20 protein-coding genes are annotated in these 22742 nt (G+C 40.4%); 10 read left to right on the forward strand and 10 right to left on the reverse strand.

The window, feature by feature from the left end:
* The coding region (locus A3762_RS28485; protein WP_231878868.1) for a hypothetical protein at positions 1-268 on the forward strand (268 nt) is incomplete at its 5' end.
* A gap of 129 nt (positions 269-397) precedes the next feature.
* A complete protein-coding gene (locus tag A3762_RS26645) occupies positions 398-559 on the forward strand; it encodes a hypothetical protein (protein WP_156493609.1) in 162 nt (53 codons plus the stop codon).
* Between the two features lie 45 nt (positions 560-604).
* Here the strand turns inward: A3762_RS26645 and A3762_RS19565 are convergent, their stop codons facing one another.
* The 10 genes from A3762_RS19565 to dnaA form a co-directional block, all read right to left on the reverse strand.
* Complete coding sequence (locus tag A3762_RS19565; protein ID WP_068757218.1) at positions 605-1384, reverse strand: amino acid ABC transporter ATP-binding protein; 780 nt, start codon at positions 1382-1384, stop codon at positions 605-607.
* Positions 1385-1396: 12 nt separating this feature from the next.
* Entirely contained in the window at positions 1397-2500 is a 1104-nt protein-coding gene (locus A3762_RS19570; protein WP_068757219.1) for an amino acid ABC transporter permease, read from the reverse strand.
* 11 nt (positions 2501-2511) lie between these two features.
* Positions 2512-3702, reverse strand: a complete 1191-nt coding sequence (locus A3762_RS19575; protein WP_068474934.1) for an amino acid ABC transporter permease — start codon at positions 3700-3702, stop codon at positions 2512-2514.
* Positions 3703-3776: 74 nt separating this feature from the next.
* Positions 3777-4790, reverse strand: a complete 1014-nt coding sequence (locus A3762_RS19580) for an amino acid ABC transporter substrate-binding protein (protein WP_068474931.1) — start codon at positions 4788-4790, stop codon at positions 3777-3779.
* A gap of 288 nt (positions 4791-5078) precedes the next feature.
* A complete protein-coding gene (locus A3762_RS19585; RefSeq protein ID WP_231878869.1) occupies positions 5079-5867 on the reverse strand; it encodes an alpha/beta fold hydrolase in 789 nt (262 codons plus the stop codon).
* A 161-nt stretch (positions 5868-6028) separates the two neighbouring features.
* Positions 6029-8449 carry a DNA topoisomerase (ATP-hydrolyzing) subunit B gene (gyrB, locus tag A3762_RS19590; protein ID WP_068757221.1) on the reverse strand — a complete coding sequence of 807 codons (2421 nt, stop codon included), beginning with the start codon at positions 8447-8449 and terminating at the stop codon, positions 6029-6031.
* Positions 8450-8477: 28 nt separating this feature from the next.
* The gene (locus tag A3762_RS19595; protein ID WP_068757222.1) at positions 8478-9587 is read right to left on the reverse strand and encodes a DNA replication/repair protein RecF; all 1110 of its coding nucleotides are present in this window, start codon (positions 9585-9587) and stop codon (positions 8478-8480) included.
* Positions 9588-9637: 50 nt separating this feature from the next.
* The gene (locus A3762_RS19600; protein WP_068757223.1) at positions 9638-10918 is read right to left on the reverse strand and encodes an AarF/ABC1/UbiB kinase family protein; all 1281 of its coding nucleotides are present in this window, start codon (positions 10916-10918) and stop codon (positions 9638-9640) included.
* A 16-nt stretch (positions 10919-10934) separates the two neighbouring features.
* Positions 10935-12038: a DNA polymerase III subunit beta gene (dnaN, locus tag A3762_RS19605; protein ID WP_068477560.1), complete on the reverse strand. Its 1104-nt coding sequence runs from the start codon at positions 12036-12038 to the stop codon at positions 10935-10937.
* Positions 12039-12053: 15 nt separating this feature from the next.
* Positions 12054-13514: a chromosomal replication initiator protein DnaA gene (gene dnaA / locus A3762_RS19610; RefSeq protein ID WP_068757224.1), complete on the reverse strand. Its 1461-nt coding sequence runs from the start codon at positions 13512-13514 to the stop codon at positions 12054-12056.
* 629 nt (positions 13515-14143) lie between these two features.
* Here dnaA and rpmH point away from each other — a divergent pair.
* From rpmH to rsmG, 8 genes are all read left to right on the forward strand, one after another.
* Positions 14144-14278 (forward strand): 50S ribosomal protein L34, encoded by a 135-nt coding sequence (gene rpmH, locus A3762_RS26090; protein WP_082869251.1) that lies wholly within the window; start codon positions 14144-14146, stop codon positions 14276-14278.
* Positions 14279-14288: 10 nt separating this feature from the next.
* Positions 14289-14657, forward strand: a complete 369-nt coding sequence (rnpA, locus tag A3762_RS28925; RefSeq protein WP_068757225.1) for a ribonuclease P protein component — start codon at positions 14289-14291, stop codon at positions 14655-14657.
* A gap of 38 nt (positions 14658-14695) precedes the next feature.
* Positions 14696-14941 carry a membrane protein insertion efficiency factor YidD gene (gene yidD, locus A3762_RS26095; RefSeq protein WP_082869252.1) on the forward strand — a complete coding sequence of 82 codons (246 nt, stop codon included), beginning with the start codon at positions 14696-14698 and terminating at the stop codon, positions 14939-14941.
* A gap of 33 nt (positions 14942-14974) precedes the next feature.
* Positions 14975-16636 (forward strand): membrane protein insertase YidC, encoded by a 1662-nt coding sequence (gene yidC / locus A3762_RS19620; RefSeq protein WP_068757226.1) that lies wholly within the window; start codon positions 14975-14977, stop codon positions 16634-16636.
* Positions 16637-16639: 3 nt separating this feature from the next.
* Positions 16640-18007 carry a tRNA uridine-5-carboxymethylaminomethyl(34) synthesis GTPase MnmE gene (gene mnmE / locus A3762_RS19625; protein ID WP_068757231.1) on the forward strand — a complete coding sequence of 456 codons (1368 nt, stop codon included), beginning with the start codon at positions 16640-16642 and terminating at the stop codon, positions 18005-18007.
* 38 nt (positions 18008-18045) lie between these two features.
* Complete coding sequence (locus A3762_RS19630; protein WP_068757233.1) at positions 18046-19911, forward strand: MFS transporter; 1866 nt, start codon at positions 18046-18048, stop codon at positions 19909-19911.
* A gap of 273 nt (positions 19912-20184) precedes the next feature.
* On the forward strand, positions 20185-22083 hold the full coding sequence (gene mnmG, locus A3762_RS19635) for a tRNA uridine-5-carboxymethylaminomethyl(34) synthesis enzyme MnmG (RefSeq protein ID WP_068757236.1): 1899 nt from the start codon (positions 20185-20187) through the stop codon (positions 22081-22083).
* A 2-nt stretch (positions 22084-22085) separates the two neighbouring features.
* Complete coding sequence (rsmG, locus tag A3762_RS19640) at positions 22086-22739, forward strand: 16S rRNA (guanine(527)-N(7))-methyltransferase RsmG (protein WP_197469414.1); 654 nt, start codon at positions 22086-22088, stop codon at positions 22737-22739.
* Positions 22740-22742 lie beyond the last annotated feature (3 nt).

The raw sequence follows: 22742 nt of genomic DNA on the forward strand, positions 1-22742 counted from the left end.
CTTTACCGTTATTGCTAACCATATTATCACGCAGCTTGAATCAGGGACTGATTTAAAACCCGTCGCTTTAATACAGAACAATCAAAAGCACCCATTACATTGCTGTCTACCTAAGAGCTCTCTTGGTTCGGTAATGCGTGCGATTACTTCACGGCACTTTAAGTTAATTAAGTGGCTTGAAGATGAAGGGGTTATTTGGGCAACCGGCCCTTCTGTTTGTTTTGACAATGCAAACTCTCTCGAGGACCTAGCCCTTTTAGAAAGATAGATTATCTTAAATACAAACTAACCAAATGGTTAAATGTTGATCTTTATGGTTAATTTGTATACTATCTGTTTCGAAATTCAAACAAGCGTTTTAAAAGGGCGTTTAGATTTAATTAGGGATATTTTAAACATGTTTATTGATGTACATGTCGCATTTCTTTTAGCTGCATTATCTGTTCTTTTTGGTATTACTTATACGCTAGGCACGTTTCTAGATCATCAAACTAAGAAACTTCTTGAACGAAAAAGAAGTGAGGACTCAGCAGCTACGAACGCAGCGATTAAAGCATAGAACATTAAAAAGGCGGGTAACTGATCAAGTCCCCGCCTTTTTAGTTTAATGATCAAGTATTTGACTGAGGAACAGCTGCAAGCGATCAGTTTCAGGGTGATCAAAGAATACATCGGGCGTATTCTGTTCAACGATTTCTCCCGCGTCCATAAATATGACTCGGTCAGCAACCTTTTTGGCGAAGCCCATTTCATGGGTAACACAAAGCATCGTCATCCCTTCATCAGCTAGCTCGACCATCACGTCAAGAACCTCTTTAATCATTTCTGGATCAAGCGCAGATGTTGGCTCATCAAACAACATAATCTGTGGGTTCATACATAGAGACCTAGCAATCGCTACACGCTGTTGTTGTCCACCAGATAACTGTCCTGGGAATTTATTCGCCTGATCCGGTATTTTAACGCGCTCTAGGTATTTCATTGCCGTTGCTTCTGCTTCTTCTTTCGGCTTTTTCTGAACCCAAATTGGCCCTAAGGTGAGATTTTCTAGAATCGTTAAATGCGGAAACAGGTTAAAGTGCTGGAATACCATCCCTACTTCGCGACGAATAGTTTCGATATTCTTAACATCTTCAATCATCTCAATTCCATTAACCACTAAAGAACCACGTTGGAATTCTTCTAAGCGATTGATACAACGAATCATCGTTGATTTACCGGAACCAGAAGGACCACAAATTACTATCTTCTCGCCCTTCTTTACATCTAAATTGATGTTTTTCAGTACATGAAAATTTCCGTACCACTTATTTAAATCTTTAATTTGTATTACCGGTTCATCAGAAGAAGCGGTCTGAACTGTTTCTTGTGTATTTTCACTCATGTGTAATAACCCCTAATTCCTATGACTCGTATCTAGTTTCTTCTCGATATTTGCACTGATCATCGACATACCAAAACAACACACCCAAAATACAACAGCTACAAATATATACCCTTCAGGAGCATGCCCTCCTAACCAATTTGAGTTTGTAAGTGCGGTTTGTGTTGTACTCAACAATTCAAAAATACCAATGATCAATAAGAAAGTTGTATTCTTGAATAGCATGATGAACGTTGCCAAGATGTTTGGCATTGAAACCTTAATTACTTGTGGAAAGATTATCAGCAGTGTTTTTTGCCAGTAACTTAGACCTAGTGAATCTGCGGCTTCATATTGTCCTTGTGGAATTGCCTGGAACCCACCTCTAAATACTTCAGCCATATATCCTGACATAAATAGAATTAGAACAATCCACACACGCAATAACTTGTCTACGTTCGTTCCCTCAGGAAAAAACAATGGAAGCATTACTGATCCCATAAAGAACAATGCGAGAACCGGAACACCACGGAAAAATTCGATCAATACAACACACACACTTCGTATAAAAGGCATGTCTGATCGACGTCCTAGAGCCCATAGGAAACTCAAAGGAAAGGCAATAATGATGCTTGCAGCAGCTAGAAAAATATTAAGAGAAAAACCACCCCAATAATCTGTGCTTACAAATTCTAATCCAAAGAGCCGACCATCTAATAAGGCCGCACAAATAAACGGATAAGCCAAAAATAATGGTACACCCACAGTATTACGCAGATGTTTAGGCAATGCGTATGGCGCAGCAATAACCAAGATCAATGCTACTAAACCTGTATTTACTCGCCACAGTTCTCCTGTAGGATAACTTCCATATAAGAATTGCTGCATCCAAGCAGAAACGAATACCCAACAAGCCCCATTATCATTTGTACAATCAGCCTGTGCGTTGCCGGACCAATTTGCTTGAATGAATAACCAATCAATTAAGCCAGGTAAAACGCTCGCCAATAAGCCTAGAATTACGATCGTGGCGATGGAATTTGGAACATTAGAAAACAAGTTAGCTCTAATCCAAGCAGCTACGCCCATAGTCTCCTCTGGAGCTGGCTGAGCTTCTTGCGGTTTAAAAACTCTCATATCACCCTCTCCTATTTACGTTCGACTAACGCAACGCTAGCGTTAAACCGATTCATTAAGAATGAGATCGTCATATTAATGACGAAATAAACGGCCATCGTCATAAATACAATCTCTATAGCTTGTCCTGTCTGATTAAGCGATGTGCCTACGAAGACTGTAAACAAATCAGGGTAACCAATGGCTGTTGCCAACGTAGAGTTTTTCACCAAACTTTGATATTCAGAATTCAACAGAGGAACAATTACTCGCATCGCTTGAGGAACAATGATCAACGACATAATTCTGTTTTCACGCAGACCAATACTGCGCGCTGCTTCAGTTTGCCCATGTGGAACAGATTGAACTCCCGCTCTTACCGCTTCTGCGATAAAAGCTCCCGTATAAACAGACAGAGCAATAGTCAGTGCCATTAACTCAGGTATAACAGTAATTCCTCCACGGAAATTAAAACCTTTGAGCTCAGGAAAATCCCATGTGAAAGGAACACCCATTATGAAAAGGGTGATAAGTGGCAGCCCCAAAAGGATCCCAAGACTTGTTAACGCAACGGGGAACTGCTCTCCTGTATCGTCTTGACGTTTTTTAGCCCATTTCTTAAGAAAAACTATTGCTGCGATAGCTACAACAATCGAACCATAAACAATGGATGAGCCAGCGCCACCAACTAAATCAGGTAAATATAATCCACGTACATTGAGGAAGATGACTTCGCCTAAACTTAAGCTCTCGCGCGCGCTTGGCAACGATGCTAAAACAGCGAAATACCAGAAGAATACTTGTAACAATAATGGGATATTTCTGAAGGTTTCTACATAAACAACAGATAAGCGTTTAATAAGCCAGTTGTTGGAAAAATATGCAACACCTATAAGAAAGCCTAAAACGGTCGCAAAGAAAATCCCAACGATCGAGACTAAAATTGTATTTAACAACCCAACAACAAATGTCATTCCATATGTTGACGTTGCCGAATACGGCACCAGGGTCATGAGTATATCGAAACCAGAGGCGGTAAATAGAAAATCAAAACCGCTCTTTATGCCTCGCGCCTCCATATTGTTCAGCGCATTTGAAACTATAGAATAGAAAAAATAACCCAGTCCAAACAATAGTAAAGCCTGATATAAGATGGCCCTAACTCTTGGGTTATTGAGCATTGAGCCTGAGCTTGATGCTTTTGCACGAATTTCTTCGGACATATAGTGCCTCTAGTCTTGGGGTGTAATTTAGAACGGCAAAAGGGGCATAAAGCCCCTTTATTTACCTATTCGAATTAACGAATCGGTGGTGAGTATAGGAAGCCACCTTTATTCCATTGCTCGTTAATGCCACGTGCAATTTTAAGAGGAGAACCCATACCTACATTACGCTCGAATGACTCGCCGTAATTACCTACTTGTGAAACGATGTTGTAAGCCCAATCAGCACTTAAACCAAGCTTCTCGCCAGCATCACCTTCAGTCCCAAGAAGACGCTTCTGAGCAGGCTTACCGTTGTCTTTCATATCAGCTGCGTTCGCAGAATCGACACCCAAGAACTCAGCTTCGATCATTGCTACCAAAGACCACTTAGCGATGTTGAACCACTCGTCATCACCCTGACGAACAACTGGACCTAGAGGTTCCTTAGAGATAACCTCTGGAAGAACCATTGCTGAATCTGGATCCTTCAAACCAATACGAATTGCGTATAACTGCGATTGGTCAGAAGTAAGAACATCACAACGACCACTTTCAAAACCAGCACGTGTTTGATCTGAAGTATCAAATGTTACAGCAGTATATTTCATACCGTTTGCACGGAAATAATCTGCTAAGTTCAACTCAGTTGTTGTACCAGCTTGAATACAAGCCGCAGCACCATCTAACTCAAGAGCACTTTTAACACCAAGCTTTTTCGACACCATGAAACCTTGACCGTCGTAGTAGTTAACGCCTGCAAAGTTTAATCCCAGAGAGGTGTCACGAGTGTGTGTCCATGTAGTGTTACGAGATAAGATATCAATCTCACCAGACTGAAGCGCTGTAAAACGCTCTTTAGCAGTTAAAGGCTTGTATTGAACCTTAGATGCATCGCCTAAAACAGCTGCTGCAACAGCTTTACAGACGTCGACATCTAGACCACTCCATTCACCCTTTTCGTCTTTCTGAGAAAATCCAGCAAGACCAGTACTCACACCACAAGAAAGCATTCCGCGTTTTTTAACGTCTTCAAGCGTTCCTGCATTTGCACCAAAAGATAAGCCTACTGCAAGACCTGCAGCGACCAATGAAGAGAATTTCAACATTCGTGTTCTCCTAAGTTTTTGTTTTCTTCCAAAAAGGATTTCGCAGCGCACCTAAGCAACAACAGAAAGCTGACACATGCACTGATGTGAGCTCTATATACAAAATTGATGCCACCACGATTCGCATTATTATTGTTCGCCCGAAAGTTCGGACATTTCAGCGTCATCATTAGCGACTCAATCAGTGTCATCTATTTCAAATAGATTTACAACAGGCTTAAACGCTTAAAAACACCGCATTTATTCAGCCTAGTTCATAATGAGATATTGTATTCTTTCCGTTGATAACTATTGTGAAATGAAATGCTTGTATAAGAAACGCTCACATAGTGCATTAAAGACTTGGGGTTTCTCGGCGTGTAACCAATGAGATGTATCAGGAATGACCTTTAATTGGGCATGAGGAAATAATTTCGTTGTAATATCGCGATATTCTGGCGCAATATAATCTGACAATGCACCAGCTATGAACAATGTTGGACCGTTAAATTCTTCGCCAACCGGCGCTGCAAGAACATTATAATAATTGCTTTGAATTGCGTTTAAGTTGAAACGCCAACCAAGCTTTTTTGATTCTTCCCCTACAGCCTTCAAATTCTTAATAAGAAACTGTCTGACTCCAACATCTTCCACAAACTTATTAAGTGCTGTATCTGCCTCTTGTCTATTTGCTGGAGGATAGTTAGCTAAATACTCTAAACCCTTCAAGATTTGAACATGACCGGGCTTATATTCTACCGGCGCAATATCAGCAACGATTAAAGCTTCAACTGTATCTGGGTAAGATAAAGCATATTGCATTGCTGTTTTCCCTCCCATTGAATGACCAATAAGAGCGACGCTGTTGATATTTTGATGTGTTAGGTACTCATTAACATCATTTGCCATCAATAAATAATTCATATCACTGACATGAAATGAATTGCCATGATTTCTCAAATCCAATAAATGGACGGTGTACCCTTCCGCTAAGTGTTTTCCTAGTCTCAATAAATTATCAGAAGAAGCAAATAACCCATGAAGGATGACGACATGTTTGCTAACTTCTTCTGGTCCTTCAAGAACACGCGCGTTCAATAGCATATTTCATCCACGTATTATTTGTCGTTAGTCAGCTATCAGTCGGAATTTTAACTATAAGTAAATATCTACTAACGCTGAGTAGCAAAGATCAGATAACAAAAAGCCGTACTTTTATTCAAAGTACGGCTTTAACAGAACATTCGATAATGTTCTAGCTATACATCTAGGTTGGTGACTTCTAGAGCATTAGATTGAATGAAGTCTCGACGAGGTTCCACTTCATCACCCATTAGCGTTGTGAATATCATATCAGCTGCAACGGCGTCTTCGATATTTACCTTCATCATTCTGCGAGTGTCTGGATCCATTGTAGTTTCCCATAATTGATCTGGGTTCATTTCACCCAAACCTTTATAGCGTTGGATCGATAATCCTCTCTGTGCATCTTTCATAAGTAAATCAATGAGAGAACCGAAGTCTTTCACCGGAATATTCTTTTCACCCTTCACCACAAATGCATTGTCTTCTAATAAACCAAGTAAGGCTTCAGCAGTTTTCACAATAGCTAAGTAAGAACCTGATTCAAAGAAGTCTGATTTGAATATATATGGTGTCGAAATTCCATGAACATAAGCTTCGATCTTAGGTAAGAACAATCCTGTTTCTTGATCAGCAAAAACTGATGTCACGTAGTTTGTACCGGTAGATGTGTCTAGACCCAAATTCTCAGCCAATACATCAGTCCAAGTTTTTACTTCATTCTCATCTTTTAAGTTTTCAGAAGTAAGGCCTTTGACTTTCAATAATGCTTTAAGGACTTTCTCAGGGTACGTACGAGACAATCTTGAAATCGCATCTGAGGCAATACGATAATCATTTACTAAGGCTTCTAATGCCTCGCCAGTTAAAGCAGGAGCATCTTCATTTACGAATAACTGTGCACCATCTAGCGCTGTTTGCGTCAGATAAGCTTCTAGAGATTTCTCATCTTTTAAATACTGTTCTTGCTTGCCTTTCTTCACTTTATAAAGAGGTGGCATGGCGATAAAGACATGGCCTCGCTCAATGATTTCACGCATCTGCCTGAAGAAGAAGGTAAGCAATAAAGTACGGATGTGTGAGCCGTCAACGTCAGCATCGGTCATAATAATGATGCTATGGTAACGAAGTTTTTCAATATCGTATTCTTCACGACCGATACCACACCCCAGAGCAGTAATTAATGTGCCAACTTCAGCAGAAGACAACATTTTATCGAAACGCGCTTTTTCGACATTTAAAATCTTACCTTTCAGCGGCAAGATCGCTTGGGTTTTTCTATCACGCCCTTGCTTAGCTGAGCCACCTGCTGAGTCACCCTCCACGATGTATAGTTCAGATAAAGCCGGATCTTTCTCTTGGCAATCTGCCAACTTACCTGGTAAGCCAGCGATATCTAAAGCACCTTTACGTCTTGTCATTTCTCGTGCTTTTCGGGCTGCTTCTCGTGCTCTTGCCGCTTCAATCATTTTGCCAACAACAGCTTTAGCTTCTTGTGGAGCTTCCATTAGATATTCACCAAATGAAGCATTCATCTCTTGTTCAACTGCTGATTTAACTTCTGACGAGACCAATTTATCTTTAGTCTGAGAAGAGAACTTAGGATCTGGAACTTTGACAGAGATTACCGCTGTTAGCCCTTCTCTAGCATCATCTCCAGACGTTGCTACTTTAGCGTTCTTACCCAACCCTTCCCGATCAATGTATTGATTGAGAGAGCGTGTTAGAGAGGCTCTAAAACCTGCTAAATGCGTTCCGCCATCTCGTTGAGGAATGTTATTTGTAAAGCAGTATATATTCTCTTGGAAGCCATCATTCCATTGTAAGGCGACTTCAACGCCAACGCCGTCCTCACGCTGAGTTGTAAAGTAAAATACTTTATTGATGGTAGTTTTGTTTGTATTCAAATACTCAACAAAAGCTTTTAAACCACCTTCATACTCAAATACTTCTTCTTTGTCTGTACGATTATCTCGTAGGACAATTCGAACACCAGAGTTCAAAAAAGCAAGTTCACGAATACGCTTGGCCAATAAATCATAATGAAACTTGATATTTGAAAAAGTCTCGGGAGATGGCTTGAAATGAATTTCTGTACCAGTCGTTTCAGTTTTTCCAATTACAGCCAAACGTTCTTGAGGGACACCATCGTGATAAACCTGCTCATGCACTTCACCATTACGACGGATCGTAAGTTTTAAGTTACTCGATAAAGCATTTACAACCGAAACACCTACACCGTGTAAACCACCAGATACCTTGTAAGTGTTGTCATCAAACTTACCACCTGCGTGAAGTACAGTCATGATTACTTCGGCAGCAGATACACCCTCTTCTTCATGTATATCAGTTGGAATTCCTCGACCATCATCAGAGACTGATACAGATTCATCTTCGTGAATCGTAACTCTGATTTCTGAACAATATCCAGCCAAGGCTTCATCGATAGAATTATCAACAACCTCAAAAACCATATGGTGCAAACCGGTTCCATCATCGGTGTCGCCGATATACATCCCGGGGCGTTTTCTTACCGCATCTAAGCCTTTTAGAACTTTAATGCTAGACGAGTCATAAGAGTTTTGAGTATCGCTCATTAGCTTTCCTGAATTACGTCAGATTAGTTTATTTATAATCGCTTATCTTACCATGTTCCACGTGAAACATTCGTGTTTTATCCAGTAAATTACAGCGTTCTAACACTCTGCTATAAAGCATTGTATCGAGCGTTGTTGCTATGACAGACGTTCCGCTTTCATAAAGCAGACATAATAATCGCGCTAAATTGGGTTCATCTAACTCAGCAGCAAGATCATCCAGCAAAAGAAGACTGGTACTATTATTTTGTTCTCGAACAATTCGTAAGTTCGCCAAGTGAATTGCTAAGACAACGAGCTTTTGCTGTCCACGCGACAAACCCTCCTGAATTGGCAAGCCTGAATAAGTTATTTTTAGATCAGCACGATGCGGCCCAAATTGAGTTGTTCTTTTCTTAATATCGGACTCTATGCTTTCGGCCAAAACATTTGATAAATCGTGATTTGAGTCCCAACCAGATTTAAGCGTTATAGTTATGTGTTCAACAATTTCAGGACTTAGTAACTCACCGATTGCTGATTCAAAATAGTTTTGATAACCCTTAAAAATTTCAAACCTTAAGTTATTAATTTGTGAACCGTAGTATGAGAGTTGTCGGTCCCACGGTGCTAAATGCGAAGGTTTCATAACACCTTTTCGTAAAAGAGCGTTACGTTGCTTTAAACAACTTTGGTAGACTTTTAAAAGGTCATTGAATGAATGTTCCACGTGGAACATCATCCAATCGTATAAACGTCTTCTGGAAGAAGCTCCACCATCGAACACATTAAAGCTACGCGGTTCAACAATCTGGGTAGGGTAAATGGATGCAAGCTCGGAGATTGACTGAACAAAATCACCATCGACTTTGGCAACATACTTATCGTTTAAAGATTTTCTTAAAGCTACTTGATGAGATCTATTAGCAAACTCAAGTTCAGCACGGACAATGAAGCTGTCCTTATTACTGTTATTAGAGATTATGTTTTTTGTCTTACCAGAGCGAAAAGACTTACCGTTCAGAGCAGTATAGATACTTTCAAGGAAACTAGTTTTACCCGAGCCGTTATTTCCAAAAACAATCGTGAATGGAGACGAAAACTGGAGTGTTTGATCTTTTAAATTTCGAAAACCAGCTACCTGAAATCTATTAATCATGTTCTAACAAAATCAAATAACTGGTGTATTGAAGAGTACTACAAAAGATTCTAATGCAGCATGCTTAGCCGAGCATCGACAAACATATCTAATTCAGGAGCTAAAATATGAACATAACGATCAAAATAAAGGAACTGTTTTAGCAGCAGGGCAAACTCTCTAGGAAAATGTAATCCATGCTCTTCCCCTACCCTAACCATTTCCATCAAAATATTATTAATATCGTCGTCATCACTACCAGATGAATCCCCTACCAACGCATAATCTGGAACCATTACATCCATCTTATTGAATAAACCACGAAGATCTGCGGCTAAATCCTGTGACTGAACATCTGTGTCAGTAATACCGATACGGATCATCGCATCAGCCATACCTTCAAAATTCCCGATCATAATAGATGAAATAAAATCCGAGACAGCTTCCCACGTGCCAGGATTTATCCGACCAACGATCCCAAAATCAATAAATCCAATTCGACCGTCGTCTAACACCATCAAGTTACCGGCATGTACATCAGCGTGGAAAAATTCACACTGAGTCAAACTGGCAAACCAAGTATTCATAGCTGTAATTAGCGTTTTTTCAGGGTCATCACAATATTTACGAATACTCTCTAAATCCGTTAAAGAGGAGCCGTAAAATCTTTCCATTGTTAGAATACGTCTTGAACATGCCTGTTTATAAACTTTAGGCACCACTACATCGTGATTATCGCTTTCTAATAAAAAAGCACGAAAAGTATCTAGATTTTTCGCTTCTTTAATGAAATCACATTCTTCCATCATGGTCTTTTGAATCTCTTCAACAACACCAGAGATAGATGTCCATGACAACTTCGGTGCGACTTTTTCTAATAACCGAGCACAGACGTAAAGAAAATTAAGGTCCGTCAACAGGACGTTTTCAACACCTGGTTTTTGCACCTTAATAACCACATCTTCACCAGTAACAAGCTTTGCCGCATGTACTTGCGCGATTGATGCCGAAGCTAATGGTTTCTCTTCGATATAGCTATAAACTTTTTCTGGGCTACACCCAAGTTCTTGAGTAATGATTTTTCTAACAACCGAAAATTCAAATGGTGGGGTTTGATCTAAACAATATTGAAACTCATCCACATACTCTTTTGGAAAAAATGTGGGGGAGCTAGCAATAAACTGCCCTAACTTGATATAGGTTGAGCCCAACTGCTCAAAAACCTGTCTCAACAAAACAGGGTTAGGCGGACGCTTACCAAGAACCCATTTGGTCCCCGTTAATCCAAGCACTTTTGCTGTCTGTGTAAGTCGAAATGCACCCTTTACAGAATCTACCAACAACCCTTTCATCCCTATCCCTCGTTATTTAAAGTCGCATAGGCATAACAACATAAAGGCAACCATCCTCGTCGCCAGACTCAAGTAACGCGGACGAACTAGCATTAGAGAGAGTCATTTTTACGCTGTCTGACTTTATTGTATTAAGAACATCAATCAAATAGCCAACATTGAACGCTATTTGCAATTCAGGTCCATCATACATGACATCAATCGAATCCTCTGCCTGCTCGTGCTCAGGGTTATTTGCATACACTTGAACTTGACCGGGAGTTAGATGCAGCTGAATACCTCTAATGTTCTCGTGTGAGAGAATACTTGCGCGCGTAAACATTGCCTTCAATGATTCACGATCGGCGATCATAATTTTGTCGCCGCCCTGCGGTATCACTCGATCGTATTCAGGAAACTTACCGTCTATCAATTTCGACGTAAATTTATAGTTCCCGATTTGAGATTGAATATGATTGTCACCGATAAAGACAGCAACCTCATTATCAGAGTCAGAAAGTAGACGACTAAATTCCTGAACACCTTTTCTTGGAACGATAACCTGTAACTTATCTTGTAATACTTGAACAGTATCAACGCTGGCCAAGGCTAGACGATGCCCATCTGTCGAAACCGTTTTAACATACTGATTTCCAATTTCGAGCAACATTCCATTTAGATAATATCGAACGTCTTGCTGTGCCATCGCAAATGAAGTGGCATCGAGCATGGCTTTGAAATCACCTTCACTAAATCGAACTTCAATATCCTGAGGATTATCTTCCGTATTAGGGAATTGATCCGCTGGTAATGTTGCTAATTTAAAATGACTTTTACCTGCTCTTAGGTGTGCTTTATCCGCTTCTAAACTCAACTCAACCGTTGCTTCTGAAGGTAAAGAGCGACAAATATCAGCTAACTTACGTGCAGGTATAGTAGTACGTCCTTCAGCGGAAATTTCGGCGCCTTGTAGCTGACAAACAAGCTCAACTTCCATATTTGTGCCTGTCAAAGAAACCTGACCTTGCTCTGCAACAACAAGAATATTTGAAAGCACTGGCATTGTTTGCTTTCGCTCAACCACGCCTGAAATAATTTGAAGCGGGCTTAATATGTCATCTCTGCTAATCGAAAATTTCATTCTTTCTGGCCTTGCTTACATCGTTAATTTTTTCATGAAGTTTGAATAATCTTCTCTAATACTTGCATCTGTCTCGTTGAGTTCAGTTATTTTTCTGCAAGCATGTAAAACTGTTGTATGGTCACGCCCACCAAAGGCATCCCCTATTTCGGGTAAACTATGTTCCGTTAACTCTTTAGCTAAGGCCATAGCGACTTGTCTAGGCCGCGCAATAGACCTTGTTCTTCTGGGAGAAAGAAGATCGGCTACTTTTATTTTGTAGTACTCGGCAACCGTTCTTTGGATATTATCGATACTTACCTGCCGATCATGAACAGATAATAGGTCTTTCAAACATTCCTGTGCGAAAGTCGGCGTGATGTCTTGACGTGTAAAACTTGCATTCGCCGCTACCAATCTAAGAGCGCCCTCTAACTCTCTTACATTCGATCGAACACGTCGAGCAATAAAGAAAGCAGCATCTTCACGTAACACAACACGTTCTTGTTCTGCCTTACGCATTAATATCGCTACTCGCGTTTCTAATTCAGGAGATTCTAATTTCGTCGACAAGCCCCAACCAAATCGAGAAGTTAGACGCTCTTCCATATTCTCGATTTCTTTAGGATAACGATCACTCGTCAATATGACTTGTTTATCGCCATCAAGTAAGGCGTTAAACGTATGAAAAAACTCTTCCTGTGAACGCTCTTTTTTTGCAAAAAATTGAATGTCATCAATCAACAATACATCAAGAGATCGATAGTACTTCTTAAATCGCGCAATATCATTAGATTGAAGTGCTTTGATCATATCACCAACAAAACGCTCAGAATGCAGATATACAATTTTCGCATTGGGATTGCGTGCTTTTATCTCATTTCCGACGGCGTGCATGAGATGTGTTTTACCCAACCCAACGTCACCATAAAGAAACAGTGGGTTATATGATGAACCAGGCTCATCAGCTACTCGCATTGCTGCAGCGCGAGCCATATGGTTAGCTTTACCTTCTACAAAGGTTTCAAACGTAAATTTAGGGTTCAGATTACTCTTATGTGAAATATCGTCAGCACCGCTAAACTGGTTAGGCGTCTTAGTGGCTAAGGCCAGACTTTCCTGCTTTGGCGCAGAACTTGATGCGCTAGCTCCACTATTTTGTTCGCGATCAGCATTCGATGATGAATTTCTAGCTTCAAATGGTGCAGTAACTTTGCTTACTTCAACAAGTGGCTTTGCAGGACCTTTATTCTTAGTGGCTTGCCCAATTGACAATCTGATATCGTAATTCGCTCCTGACAACTCTTGGATAAGATCCTTAATACGCTTGACGTATTTATTCTTTACAAAATCCAAAACAAATCGGTTTGGTGCAAACAATGAAATTACATCGCCTTGCATATCAAACTGGAGAGGCTTTAACCACATACCAAATTGATCAGCAGATTCTTCTTCCTCTAAACGAGCAAGACAATTTTCCCAAATTGACTCAGACATCAATTTCCCAAGCACACAAATTATTGATTAATGATTTATCTCAGAGGATAAAAGTTGTCACACTGAGCTCTGTATTGAATAACACAGACACTAGACTGGCTGAAATGACATGAATGTACTGTACAGCGCTACGAACGAGAGTAAGTTTACCTATTGTTTAGCCTTATATCTATAGCAAAAAACAAAGCTATACACAGCCTGTTAATAGTTTTTATTATAAAAATCAAAAAATTAACAACTTACTAACAAGCTTGTGCACAAAATTAAATTTTAAATTTTTTATCCACAGTAAGCATTTACTAACTTGTGTAAATCAAAATGAATAACACGTTGAATAACTACAACTAAAAGTTATCCAAGATTTCTTCCAAGGCTTATTGAGGGCTTATCTACATAGTTAAGCACGTACTTACTAATCCAATAAACTATTGATTTTTTTCATGTTTTTATTGATACCCACAGAAGTTAGCGCCTACTAATAACTACTATTCACTATCTATTTCTTTTTTCTTATATTTATTAACTCTCACTACGTTCGAGAAAAGATAAAAAAGGTTTGCGTGTTTAGATTAAAAGCCATACAATCCTGCTCCCTGAATTTTTGCCAAACCAATTTGTGAGTATTGCAAATGAAAAGAACATTCCAACCAAGCGTACTTAAGCGCAAGCGTACACACGGTTTCCGTGCACGCATGGCTACTAAAAGCGGTCGTCAAGTACTTGCTCGTCGTCGCGCTAAAGGCCGTAAAGCATTGAGTGCATAAGCATTCTATAATGACGGAAACGTCAGATAATACTTTTCCCAAATCGATACGCCTTCTGAATGCGAAAGATTATTCTGACGTATTCAGTGGCGTCGATATCAAATTCTCCACTCAATATTTTCTCTGTCTCGCAAGCAAACAAGAGCTCCAACATCCAAAGCTTGGGATCATTGTTGCGAAAAAAAACGTTAGATTCGCTGTAAACAGAAATCGTATAAAACGCGTTTTACGTGAAAGCTTTCGACAATCCCAACATAAGCTTCCTTCCTATAATCTAGTCTTTATGGCTAAACGCTCGGCTGCCGACGCTGAAAACGAAAACTTAAATAAAGAACTGCAATATATTTGGCGAAAGCTAAAACAAAGAGCTAAATCGTAGTACACTTGCCGGCGGTTTTTTAAACGGTCCATGTAGAAATGCTAAAAAAGCTATTTTTAATTCCAATACGCTTTTATCAACTAGCAATCAGTCCTATGTTGCCTCCATCTTGTAGGTACTCACCTACCTGTTCGGAATACGCAATTGAGGCAATTTCTGTGCATGGGCCACTCAAGGGTTCTTGGTTAGCATTAAAAAGAATTGGACGATGCCATCCTGGTTGTAAAGGCGGATTCGACCCTGTACCGCTAACTAAAGACTCTGAGAATAAAGATATTTTATAGCACCTACGATAATGAATTAGTTGGTTTGACTGAATGGATATTAAAAGAACGATTATTTTTGTTGGCTTAGCCATCGTGTCTTATATGCTTGTTTTAGAATGGAACAAGGATTATGGAACTGCGCAGACGAAAGCCAAGGTAGAACAACAATCAGTTGTAAATGATGTGAGTTTTTCAAACGAAACTAGCTCTGAAGCTGAGTTTGCGGTACCGGGAGAACAGACACAGTTATCTGAATCAACTAGCTCATCAGTAGCAAGTCAGTATATTTCTGTCGTAACTGATGTATTGGATCTGAAAATCAATACTGAAGGCGGTAACTTAGAATCAGCGTTATTGCTCAATTACGATGAAGGTTTTGATACGAATACGCCGCTTCCATTGCTTCAAAATGATAACCAACGATTTTATATTATCGAAAGTGGTTTATTTGGCAAAAACGGTTTTGACTCGTCTAAAAATGGCGGTAAACCGATCTACCAAAGTGCCCAGTCTTCGTATGTGTTAGCAGACAATGAAGAACAGCTACAAGTTGATCTCAACTTCACTTCTGACGATGGCGTAGCTTTAACAAAACGATATACATTTGCTCGCGATGATTATCGTATTAACGTTGAATATTTAATAGATAATCAATCTCAGAACACATTCGAAGCGAATTTTTCTGGCAAGATTGTACGTGATAGAACCGTAGATCCATCACAACAAAATAGCCTGGGTATGCAGTCATATCTCGGTATGGTTCTGTCTAGCGCTGAAGAACCTTATGAAAAAATTGATTTCGAAGACATGCTCGAGTCGCCAGTGAATCAACAGATTCAAGGTGGTTGGATTGCATTTATTCAGCACTACTTTATTTCAGCATGGATTCCCGATTCTGAAGTCGTTCAAACGTATCAAACACGTGTCAAAAATGGTCGTTACTTGATGGGTTATATCAGTCCTGCGACTGTTGTAGCACCTGGCGAGCAAGCAAGTGTTGGTGGGCAGCTATATCTTGGCCCTAAGATTATCGATCGGCTTGAAGCAACAGCGAAGAATTTAGACTTAACCGTAGATTATGGCTGGTTATTCTTTGTAGCTTATCCTTTGTTTTTATTGCTAGATTTCTTGCATGGCCTCGTCATGAACTGGGGTGTTGCAATTATCTTGGTAACTGTCGTCGTCAAAGCCTTATTCTTTAAATTGTCTGCTGCGAGTTATCGCTCGATGGCCAACATGCGTCGTGTTGCGCCGAAATTACAGCAGCTGAAAGAGCAATATGGTGATGATCGCCAGAAAATGTCTCAGGCGATGATGGATCTTTACCGTAAAGAAAGTATTAATCCGCTGGGAGGCTGTTTACCAATCTTGGTTCAAATGCCGGTGTTTATCGCTCTATATTGGGTGTTGATGGAGAGTGTGCAGCTACGTCATGCACCATTCTTCTTATGGATTGAAGATTTATCAGTTCAAGATCCTTTCTTCGTGTTACCTATTTTGATGGGCATTAGTATGTTCATTCAAATGCAGTTGAATCCGACCCCCCCTGATCCAATGCAGGCGAAAATTATGAAGATAATGCCTGTGATGATGACTGTATTCTTCTTATGGTTCCCTTCTGGGCTGGTTCTTTACTGGTTAGTAAACAACATTTTATCGATAGCACAGCAGTGGTACATCACACGCCAGATTGAGAATGGCGCAAAAGCTTAGAGTATGACGGACTATCATTCTGACACCATTGCAGCGATTGCCACAGCAACGGGCCGTGGTGGTGTTGGCATAGTTCGTATATCAGGAGAAAAGGCGGCTACAATCGCGCAGTCTTTTCTTCAACAATCCCCGACGCCACGCCAAGCACTTTACAGCACGTTCTTTGATGAAAATGGACAAGCTATTGATCAAGGCATAGGCCTTTATTTTAAAGCTCCTCATTCGTTTACTGGAGAGGATGTGTTTGAGTTACAAGCACATGGTGGTCCAGTTGTTTTGGATATGCTGCTTAATGCTTGTTTGGCTCATGGCGCTCGACTAGCAGAGCCAGGAGAATTTACCCAACGCGCCTTCCTAAATGACAAGATAGATTTAGTTCAAGCTGAAGCAATAGCCGACTTAATCGATAGTAATTCTGAGGCGGCAGCACGCAGTGCCTTGCGTTCTTTGCATGGTGATTTTTCGAAGCGCATTACAAGTTTGACGGATGAACTGATTAAAATTCGGATGTTTGTTGAAGCTGCGATTGATTTCCCTGAAGAAGAAATAGACTTTCTTGCTGATTCCCAAGTTTTGCAACAATTAGATGACTTGATTCTTAGTCTAAAGGGAGTCTTGAGTTCAGCGAATCAAGGTGCCCTCCTCACTGAAGGGGTTCGAGTTGTTATTGCTGGGCGTCCAAATGCTGGGAAATCGAGTTTATTAAATGCTTTGGCGGGAACGGACTCCGCGATTGTTACTGATATTGAAGGGACAACACGAGACGTCTTAAAAGAGCAAATCAATTTAGACGGCTTGCCTTTACACATTATCGATACTGCTGGCTTAAGAGATAGTTCTGACAAAGTTGAACAAATTGGTATCGAGCGCGCTTGGGCAGAGATAAACCAAGCTGATCTTATTTTGTTAGTTTTCGATGGAAAAAAAGAACCAAATTTTGATCCAAAAAATGATTGGAATGACTTTTTAGCGCGATTAGATCGACAAGATCATATTTTTCTTGTGCAGAATAAAATTGATCAAACAAGTGAGTCATCAGAATTCGTAAGCGATGGGGCTTATCCACTTATTCGTTTGTCCGCCAAGCTAAACAATGGTGTTGATTTGTTAAAACAAGAGCTCAAGAGCTTTGTGGGTTTTAAACAAGTTGAAGAAGGTACATTTACCGCTAGACGACGTCATTTGAACGCCTTAGATACTGCTTTGACGCATGTACGACTTGGGCGAGATCAGTTAGTGGTTGCTAATGCAGGTGAGTTACTTGCTGAAGATTTGCGTCTTGCTCAAGAAGCTCTGAGTACAATTACAGGACGTTTTAGTCCTGATGATTTACTTGGAGAAATATTTGGCAGTTTTTGTATAGGTAAATAAATACTATTACTGCAAATAAAATCTAGAGGTATTCAAGGATGAGCCAAAGTCAGTTATTAAAGAATAAAAAATTCGCTCCATTTTTCGCCACGCAGTTTTTTGGCGCCTTCAACGATAATATATTCAAAAATTGTTTGATGTTGATCGTTGCTTATCATGCCGTTGATAAGATTGCAGTGGATACCAATTTACTGCTCAATCTAGCGGCTGGTTTATTTATCCTTCCCTTCTTTTTGTTCTCGGCCATTGCAGGCCAAATTACCGACAAATATGACAAAGCCATGTTGATGCGGCGAATCAAGTTAGCAGAGATCGTATTGATGTCATTTGCTGCCTTAGCATTTATTTTTGAGTTGTATTACGTATTGTTGGCATTGTTATTTTTGATGGGCTCACAAAGTACGTTTTTTGGTCCTGCTAAATACGCGATTCTCCCTCAGCATTTAAAGCCCGAAGAATTAGTAGGAGGGAATGCGTTAGTTGAAATGGGCACCTTCGTTGCGATTTTATTAGGCACGATTGGTGCGGGCTTTATAGTGCAACAACCCCAATACTTGTGGTGGTCAGCTGTGTTAATAGTCGTCTTTGCAGTGATTGGTTATGTTTTTAGTCGGTCAATTCCATCGGCACCATCATCCCAACCTGATTTGCAGATTTCTTGGAATCCCCTGACTAACACTTATCAGATGGTGAAACTGATTAAGGCTGATAAACCAAGTTATTTGGCTATTTTAGCTATTTCTTGGTTTTGGTTTTTGGGTGCTGCTTATCTCACTCAATTCCCTAACTATTCAAAAGTAACGCTCCAAGGTGACGAGTCGGTTGTTACTCTGCTGTTAGCGATATTTACCTTGGGTATCGGCGTGGGCTCAATGCTCTGTGAAAAACTATCATCATCGCGCGTTGAGCTTGGCATTGTACCGTTTGGGGCGATTAGCTTAAGTGTGTTTGGTGTGGATTTATATTTTGCTAGCCAAGTGAATCTTGATCACTCAATTACATGGTTAATGTATTTTACCGGAGAACAGAGCTCGAGAGTCTTAATTGACCTTTTGGGAATTGGCATATTCGGTGGGATATTTATTGTGCCTCTTTACGCTTATGTTCAGAAACGTGCTGCAGAAGAAGTCAGAGCAAGAACAATTGCTGTTATCAATATTATCAACGCATTGTTTATGGTCGCTAGCGCGATTACGGCGATGATTTTACTCGGAATGCTTAATCTTACTATTCCTGAATTTTTCCTCGCATTATCGATTATGAATGTGATCGTTTGTGTATATATCTTTGTTCGAGTAAAGGATTTCTTTATTCGATTCGTTGTTTGGTGTGTATCTCACACCATGTATCGAGTGAAGCACGTTAATTTGTCCAGTATTCCTGAAACTGGTGCAGGCGTTATTGTCTGTAATCATGTGAGTTACATGGACGCGTTATTGATTGCCGGTGCCAGCCCAAGACCCATTCGGTTTGTAATGGACTACAAGATATTTAAAACACCTGTTCTATCGTGGTTCTTTAAGTTGGTGAATGCGATTCCAATTGCTCCCAAACATAAAGACGAAGAGACATACCACAATGCATTTGATGAGATTTCTAAGGCTTTAAATAACGATGAGCTTGTTTGTATTTTTCCAGAAGGAAAGCTAACTGATGATGGAGAGATAAAGCCTTTTAAAGCCGGGATCGAGCAAATTATAGAAAGAGATCCTGTTCCAGTAATACCATTAGCTTTGGTGGGTCTGTGGGGAAGCTTCTTTAGTCACAAAGATAGGCCTGCTCTTCAGAAAGCTCCAAAGCGGTTTTGGTCAAAGGTAAAGATACTCGCTTCTGCCCCCGTAATGCCTGAACAAATAAGCTCTAAAGCTTTAGAAGATATTGTGTTAACGCTGAAAAATTCCTAGATTCCTGTGGATAACATTGAGTTATTTCTTCGCTCATTAATATAAATATTAGTAAAAACTATATAAAACAATGGTTTATGATGTTTATTTTAAGTCTTATCTCTAAAATTCTGTGGATAACTCTTTGGATAAAAAGCGAATATTTGCAAAAAATCATTTAAGTTCATAGCTTTAGTTAAATTTGATCAAAAAATATACATTTCATTCTGTTAAAGCGAGGCGCGACTCATTATAATTGCGCGCCCTTTTTTATTCCGTTTTTAGAGGTTATTTGTGGAATATCCAAAGCTTTACGATGTCATTGTTATAGGTGGTGGTCATGCTGGTACTGAAGCAGCTCTCGCTTCAGCACGGACAGGCGCGCAAACATTATTGTTGACGCACAATATCGAAACGCTTGGACAAATGTCTTGTAACCCGGCTATAGGCGGCATTGGTAAGAGTCATCTAGTAAAAGAAATTGATGCTCTTGATGGCGCTATGGCGAAAGCGACTGATTTGGCGGGAATACAATTTCGCGTATTGAACAGTCGAAAGGGACCTGCAGTTAGAGCCACGCGCGCTCAAGCAGATAGAATTTTATATAAAGCTGCGATCAGGGATATCCTAGAGAATCAGCCAAACTTAGATATATTCCAGCAAGCTGCTGATGATCTCGTTGTTGAAGGTGATTCCGTAAAAGGTGTGATCACCAATATGGGCTTAACGTTTAGAGCGGAATCGGTCGTACTGACTACGGGAACCTTTTTAGGTGGTGTAATTCACGTTGGCCTAGAAAATCATAGTGGCGGACGTGCCGGAGACCCTCCTTCTATTGCACTAGCCAATCGTTTGAGAGAGCTGCCTTTCCGTGTCGGTAGATTAAAAACAGGAACGCCTCCTCGTATTGATGCAAGAAGTGTAGATTTCAGCGTAATGCAACGCCAGCCAGGCGACTCACCTACTCCCGTGATGTCCTACATGGGGAATGTAGCGCAACATCCGCGTCAAATTGAGTGTTTTATTACACATACCAATGAGCGTACCCATGACATCATTCGTTCAGGCTTTGATCGTTCGCCTATGTTCACAGGTGTGATTGAAGGGACTGGTCCTCGTTACTGCCCATCGATTGAAGATAAGATTAATCGTTTTGCAGACAAAGACTCACATCAGATTTTTGTTGAACCTGAAGGTTTAACAACGCATGAATTATATCCAAATGGCATTTCGACCAGCTTGCCTTTCGATATACAGCTCGCTGCCGTGCGTTCTATTGCCGGATTCGAAAATGCGCATATCACTCGTCCAGGATATGCAATCGAGTATGATTATTTTAATCCCCAAGATCTTAAACATACCCTTGAGACGCGCTTTATCGACGGTTTGTATTTTGCCGGACAAATCAATGGCACCACAGGATATGAAGAAGCTGGCGCACAAGGTTTGCTTGCTGGATTAAATGCTGCGTTGCGAGCTAATGGCGAAGAGCAATGGTATCCGCGTCGAGACGAAGCGTACATCGGTGTTTTGGTTGACGACTTAATTACCTTAGGTACGTCTGAGCCATATCGTATGTTTACCAGTCGTGCCGAATATCGATTGCTGCTTAGAGAAGATAATGCAGATCTCCGATTGACTGAAATTGGTCGCAATCTTGGTGTTGTTGGCGATGAGCGTTGGTCTTTTTTCCAAGAAAAAACAGAAGCAATTATGAAAGAGCAAGCCCGAATTAAGAGTACTTGGGTTCAGGCAAACTCAGAGCAAGCAAATAAGTTGAACGATTTATTATCAAACCCGATTTCGCGCGAATACAGCTTGGAAGAATTATTACGCAGACCCGAAATTGGATATAAAAACATTTCTGAATTAGATCCTGAGCACGTTACTCGAGAAGATGTCGCTGAGCAGATAGAAGTTCAGACAAAGTACGCAGGATATATCTCACGTCAACAAGATGAGATAGATAAGCTGCGTAAGAATGAAAATACTGTTATACCAGATGATTTTGATTATGAACAAGTATCGGGCTTGTCGAATGAAGTGAAGCAAAAGTTGATGACTCAGAAGCCTACAACGATTGCTCAAGCTTCGCGCATTCCTGGCGTAACACCTGCTGCTATCTCACTTGTTCTGGTATTCATGAAAAAAGCGAGTATGAAGCGCGCAATATCCGTGAAAGAGACGAATTAGTTGTGGGCCAGATTAATACCGAAGGGTTTTCTGAACGTCTGTTAGACGCTGCAGGTGAAATCGGCATAGAGCTAAGTGTTCAGAACGCAGATAAGTTAGTTGAGTATGTTTCACTACTGTATCGATGGAACTCCACTTACAACTTAACAGCGATTCGCGATCCGAAAGAAATGTTGGAGCGCCATATTATTGACTCGTTAAGCGTTGTTCCGTTTATCACTGAGTCAGAAATCATGGATGTGGGTACTGGACCTGGTTTACCTGGTATTCCTCTTGCGCTACTGTTTCCCAATAGCCAATTTACCTTGGTCGATAGCAATATCAAAAAAACGCGATTCTTGACGCAAGCAGCGATTACTCTGGGGTTAAAAAATATCGAGGTACTGCATACGCGAATAGAAAAACTTGCTGGTAAGCGTTTTTTCCCCGCCATAATTTCCAGAGCATTTACTGCTGCAGAAAATTTTGCCAGTTTATGTGGCCCTTGTTTATCAGAAAATGGAAAGCTTCTTGCTATGAAAGGAAGCGAAGTGGAAAATGAAGCAAGTGCACTATCGTCAGAGTATGTTTATCAAGATGTGATAAAGCTAACTGTCCCTGGTTGTGATGCACAGCGTCATTTACTTATTATAGAAAAAGCAAAAACATCAAACTAAGTA

It is taken from the genome of Oleiphilus sp. HI0125, assembly GCF_001635355.1.

What these genes read in the sequence shown, in the direction of transcription:
- A3762_RS26645 (WP_156493609.1), top strand. Translation starts at nt 398, where the DNA reads ATGTTTATTGATGTACATGTCGCATTTCTTTTAGCTGCATTATCTGTT.
- A3762_RS19565 (WP_068757218.1), bottom strand. Translation starts at nt 1,384, where the DNA reads ATGAGTGAAAATACACAAGAAACAGTTCAGACCGCTTCTTCTGATGAA.
- A3762_RS19570 (WP_068757219.1), bottom strand. Translation starts at nt 2,500, where the DNA reads ATGAGAGTTTTTAAACCGCAAGAAGCTCAGCCAGCTCCAGAGGAGACT.
- A3762_RS19575 (WP_068474934.1), bottom strand. Translation starts at nt 3,702, where the DNA reads ATGTCCGAAGAAATTCGTGCAAAAGCATCAAGCTCAGGCTCAATGCTC.
- A3762_RS19580 (WP_068474931.1), bottom strand. Translation starts at nt 4,790, where the DNA reads ATGTTGAAATTCTCTTCATTGGTCGCTGCAGGTCTTGCAGTAGGCTTA.
- gyrB (WP_068757221.1), bottom strand. Translation starts at nt 8,449, where the DNA reads ATGAGCGATACTCAAAACTCTTATGACTCGTCTAGCATTAAAGTTCTA.
- A3762_RS19595 (WP_068757222.1), bottom strand. Translation starts at nt 9,587, where the DNA reads ATGATTAATAGATTTCAGGTAGCTGGTTTTCGAAATTTAAAAGATCAA.
- A3762_RS19600 (WP_068757223.1), bottom strand. Translation starts at nt 10,918, where the DNA reads ATGAAAGGGTTGTTGGTAGATTCTGTAAAGGGTGCATTTCGACTTACA.
- dnaN (WP_068477560.1), bottom strand. Translation starts at nt 12,038, where the DNA reads ATGAAATTTTCGATTAGCAGAGATGACATATTAAGCCCGCTTCAAATT.
- dnaA (WP_068757224.1), bottom strand. Translation starts at nt 13,514, where the DNA reads ATGTCTGAGTCAATTTGGGAAAATTGTCTTGCTCGTTTAGAGGAAGAA.
- rpmH (WP_082869251.1), top strand. Translation starts at nt 14,144, where the DNA reads ATGAAAAGAACATTCCAACCAAGCGTACTTAAGCGCAAGCGTACACAC.
- rnpA (WP_068757225.1), top strand. Translation starts at nt 14,289, where the DNA reads ATGACGGAAACGTCAGATAATACTTTTCCCAAATCGATACGCCTTCTG.
- yidD (WP_082869252.1), top strand. Translation starts at nt 14,696, where the DNA reads ATGCTAAAAAAGCTATTTTTAATTCCAATACGCTTTTATCAACTAGCA.
- yidC (WP_068757226.1), top strand. Translation starts at nt 14,975, where the DNA reads ATGGATATTAAAAGAACGATTATTTTTGTTGGCTTAGCCATCGTGTCT.
- mnmE (WP_068757231.1), top strand. Translation starts at nt 16,640, where the DNA reads ATGACGGACTATCATTCTGACACCATTGCAGCGATTGCCACAGCAACG.
- A3762_RS19630 (WP_068757233.1), top strand. Translation starts at nt 18,046, where the DNA reads ATGAGCCAAAGTCAGTTATTAAAGAATAAAAAATTCGCTCCATTTTTC.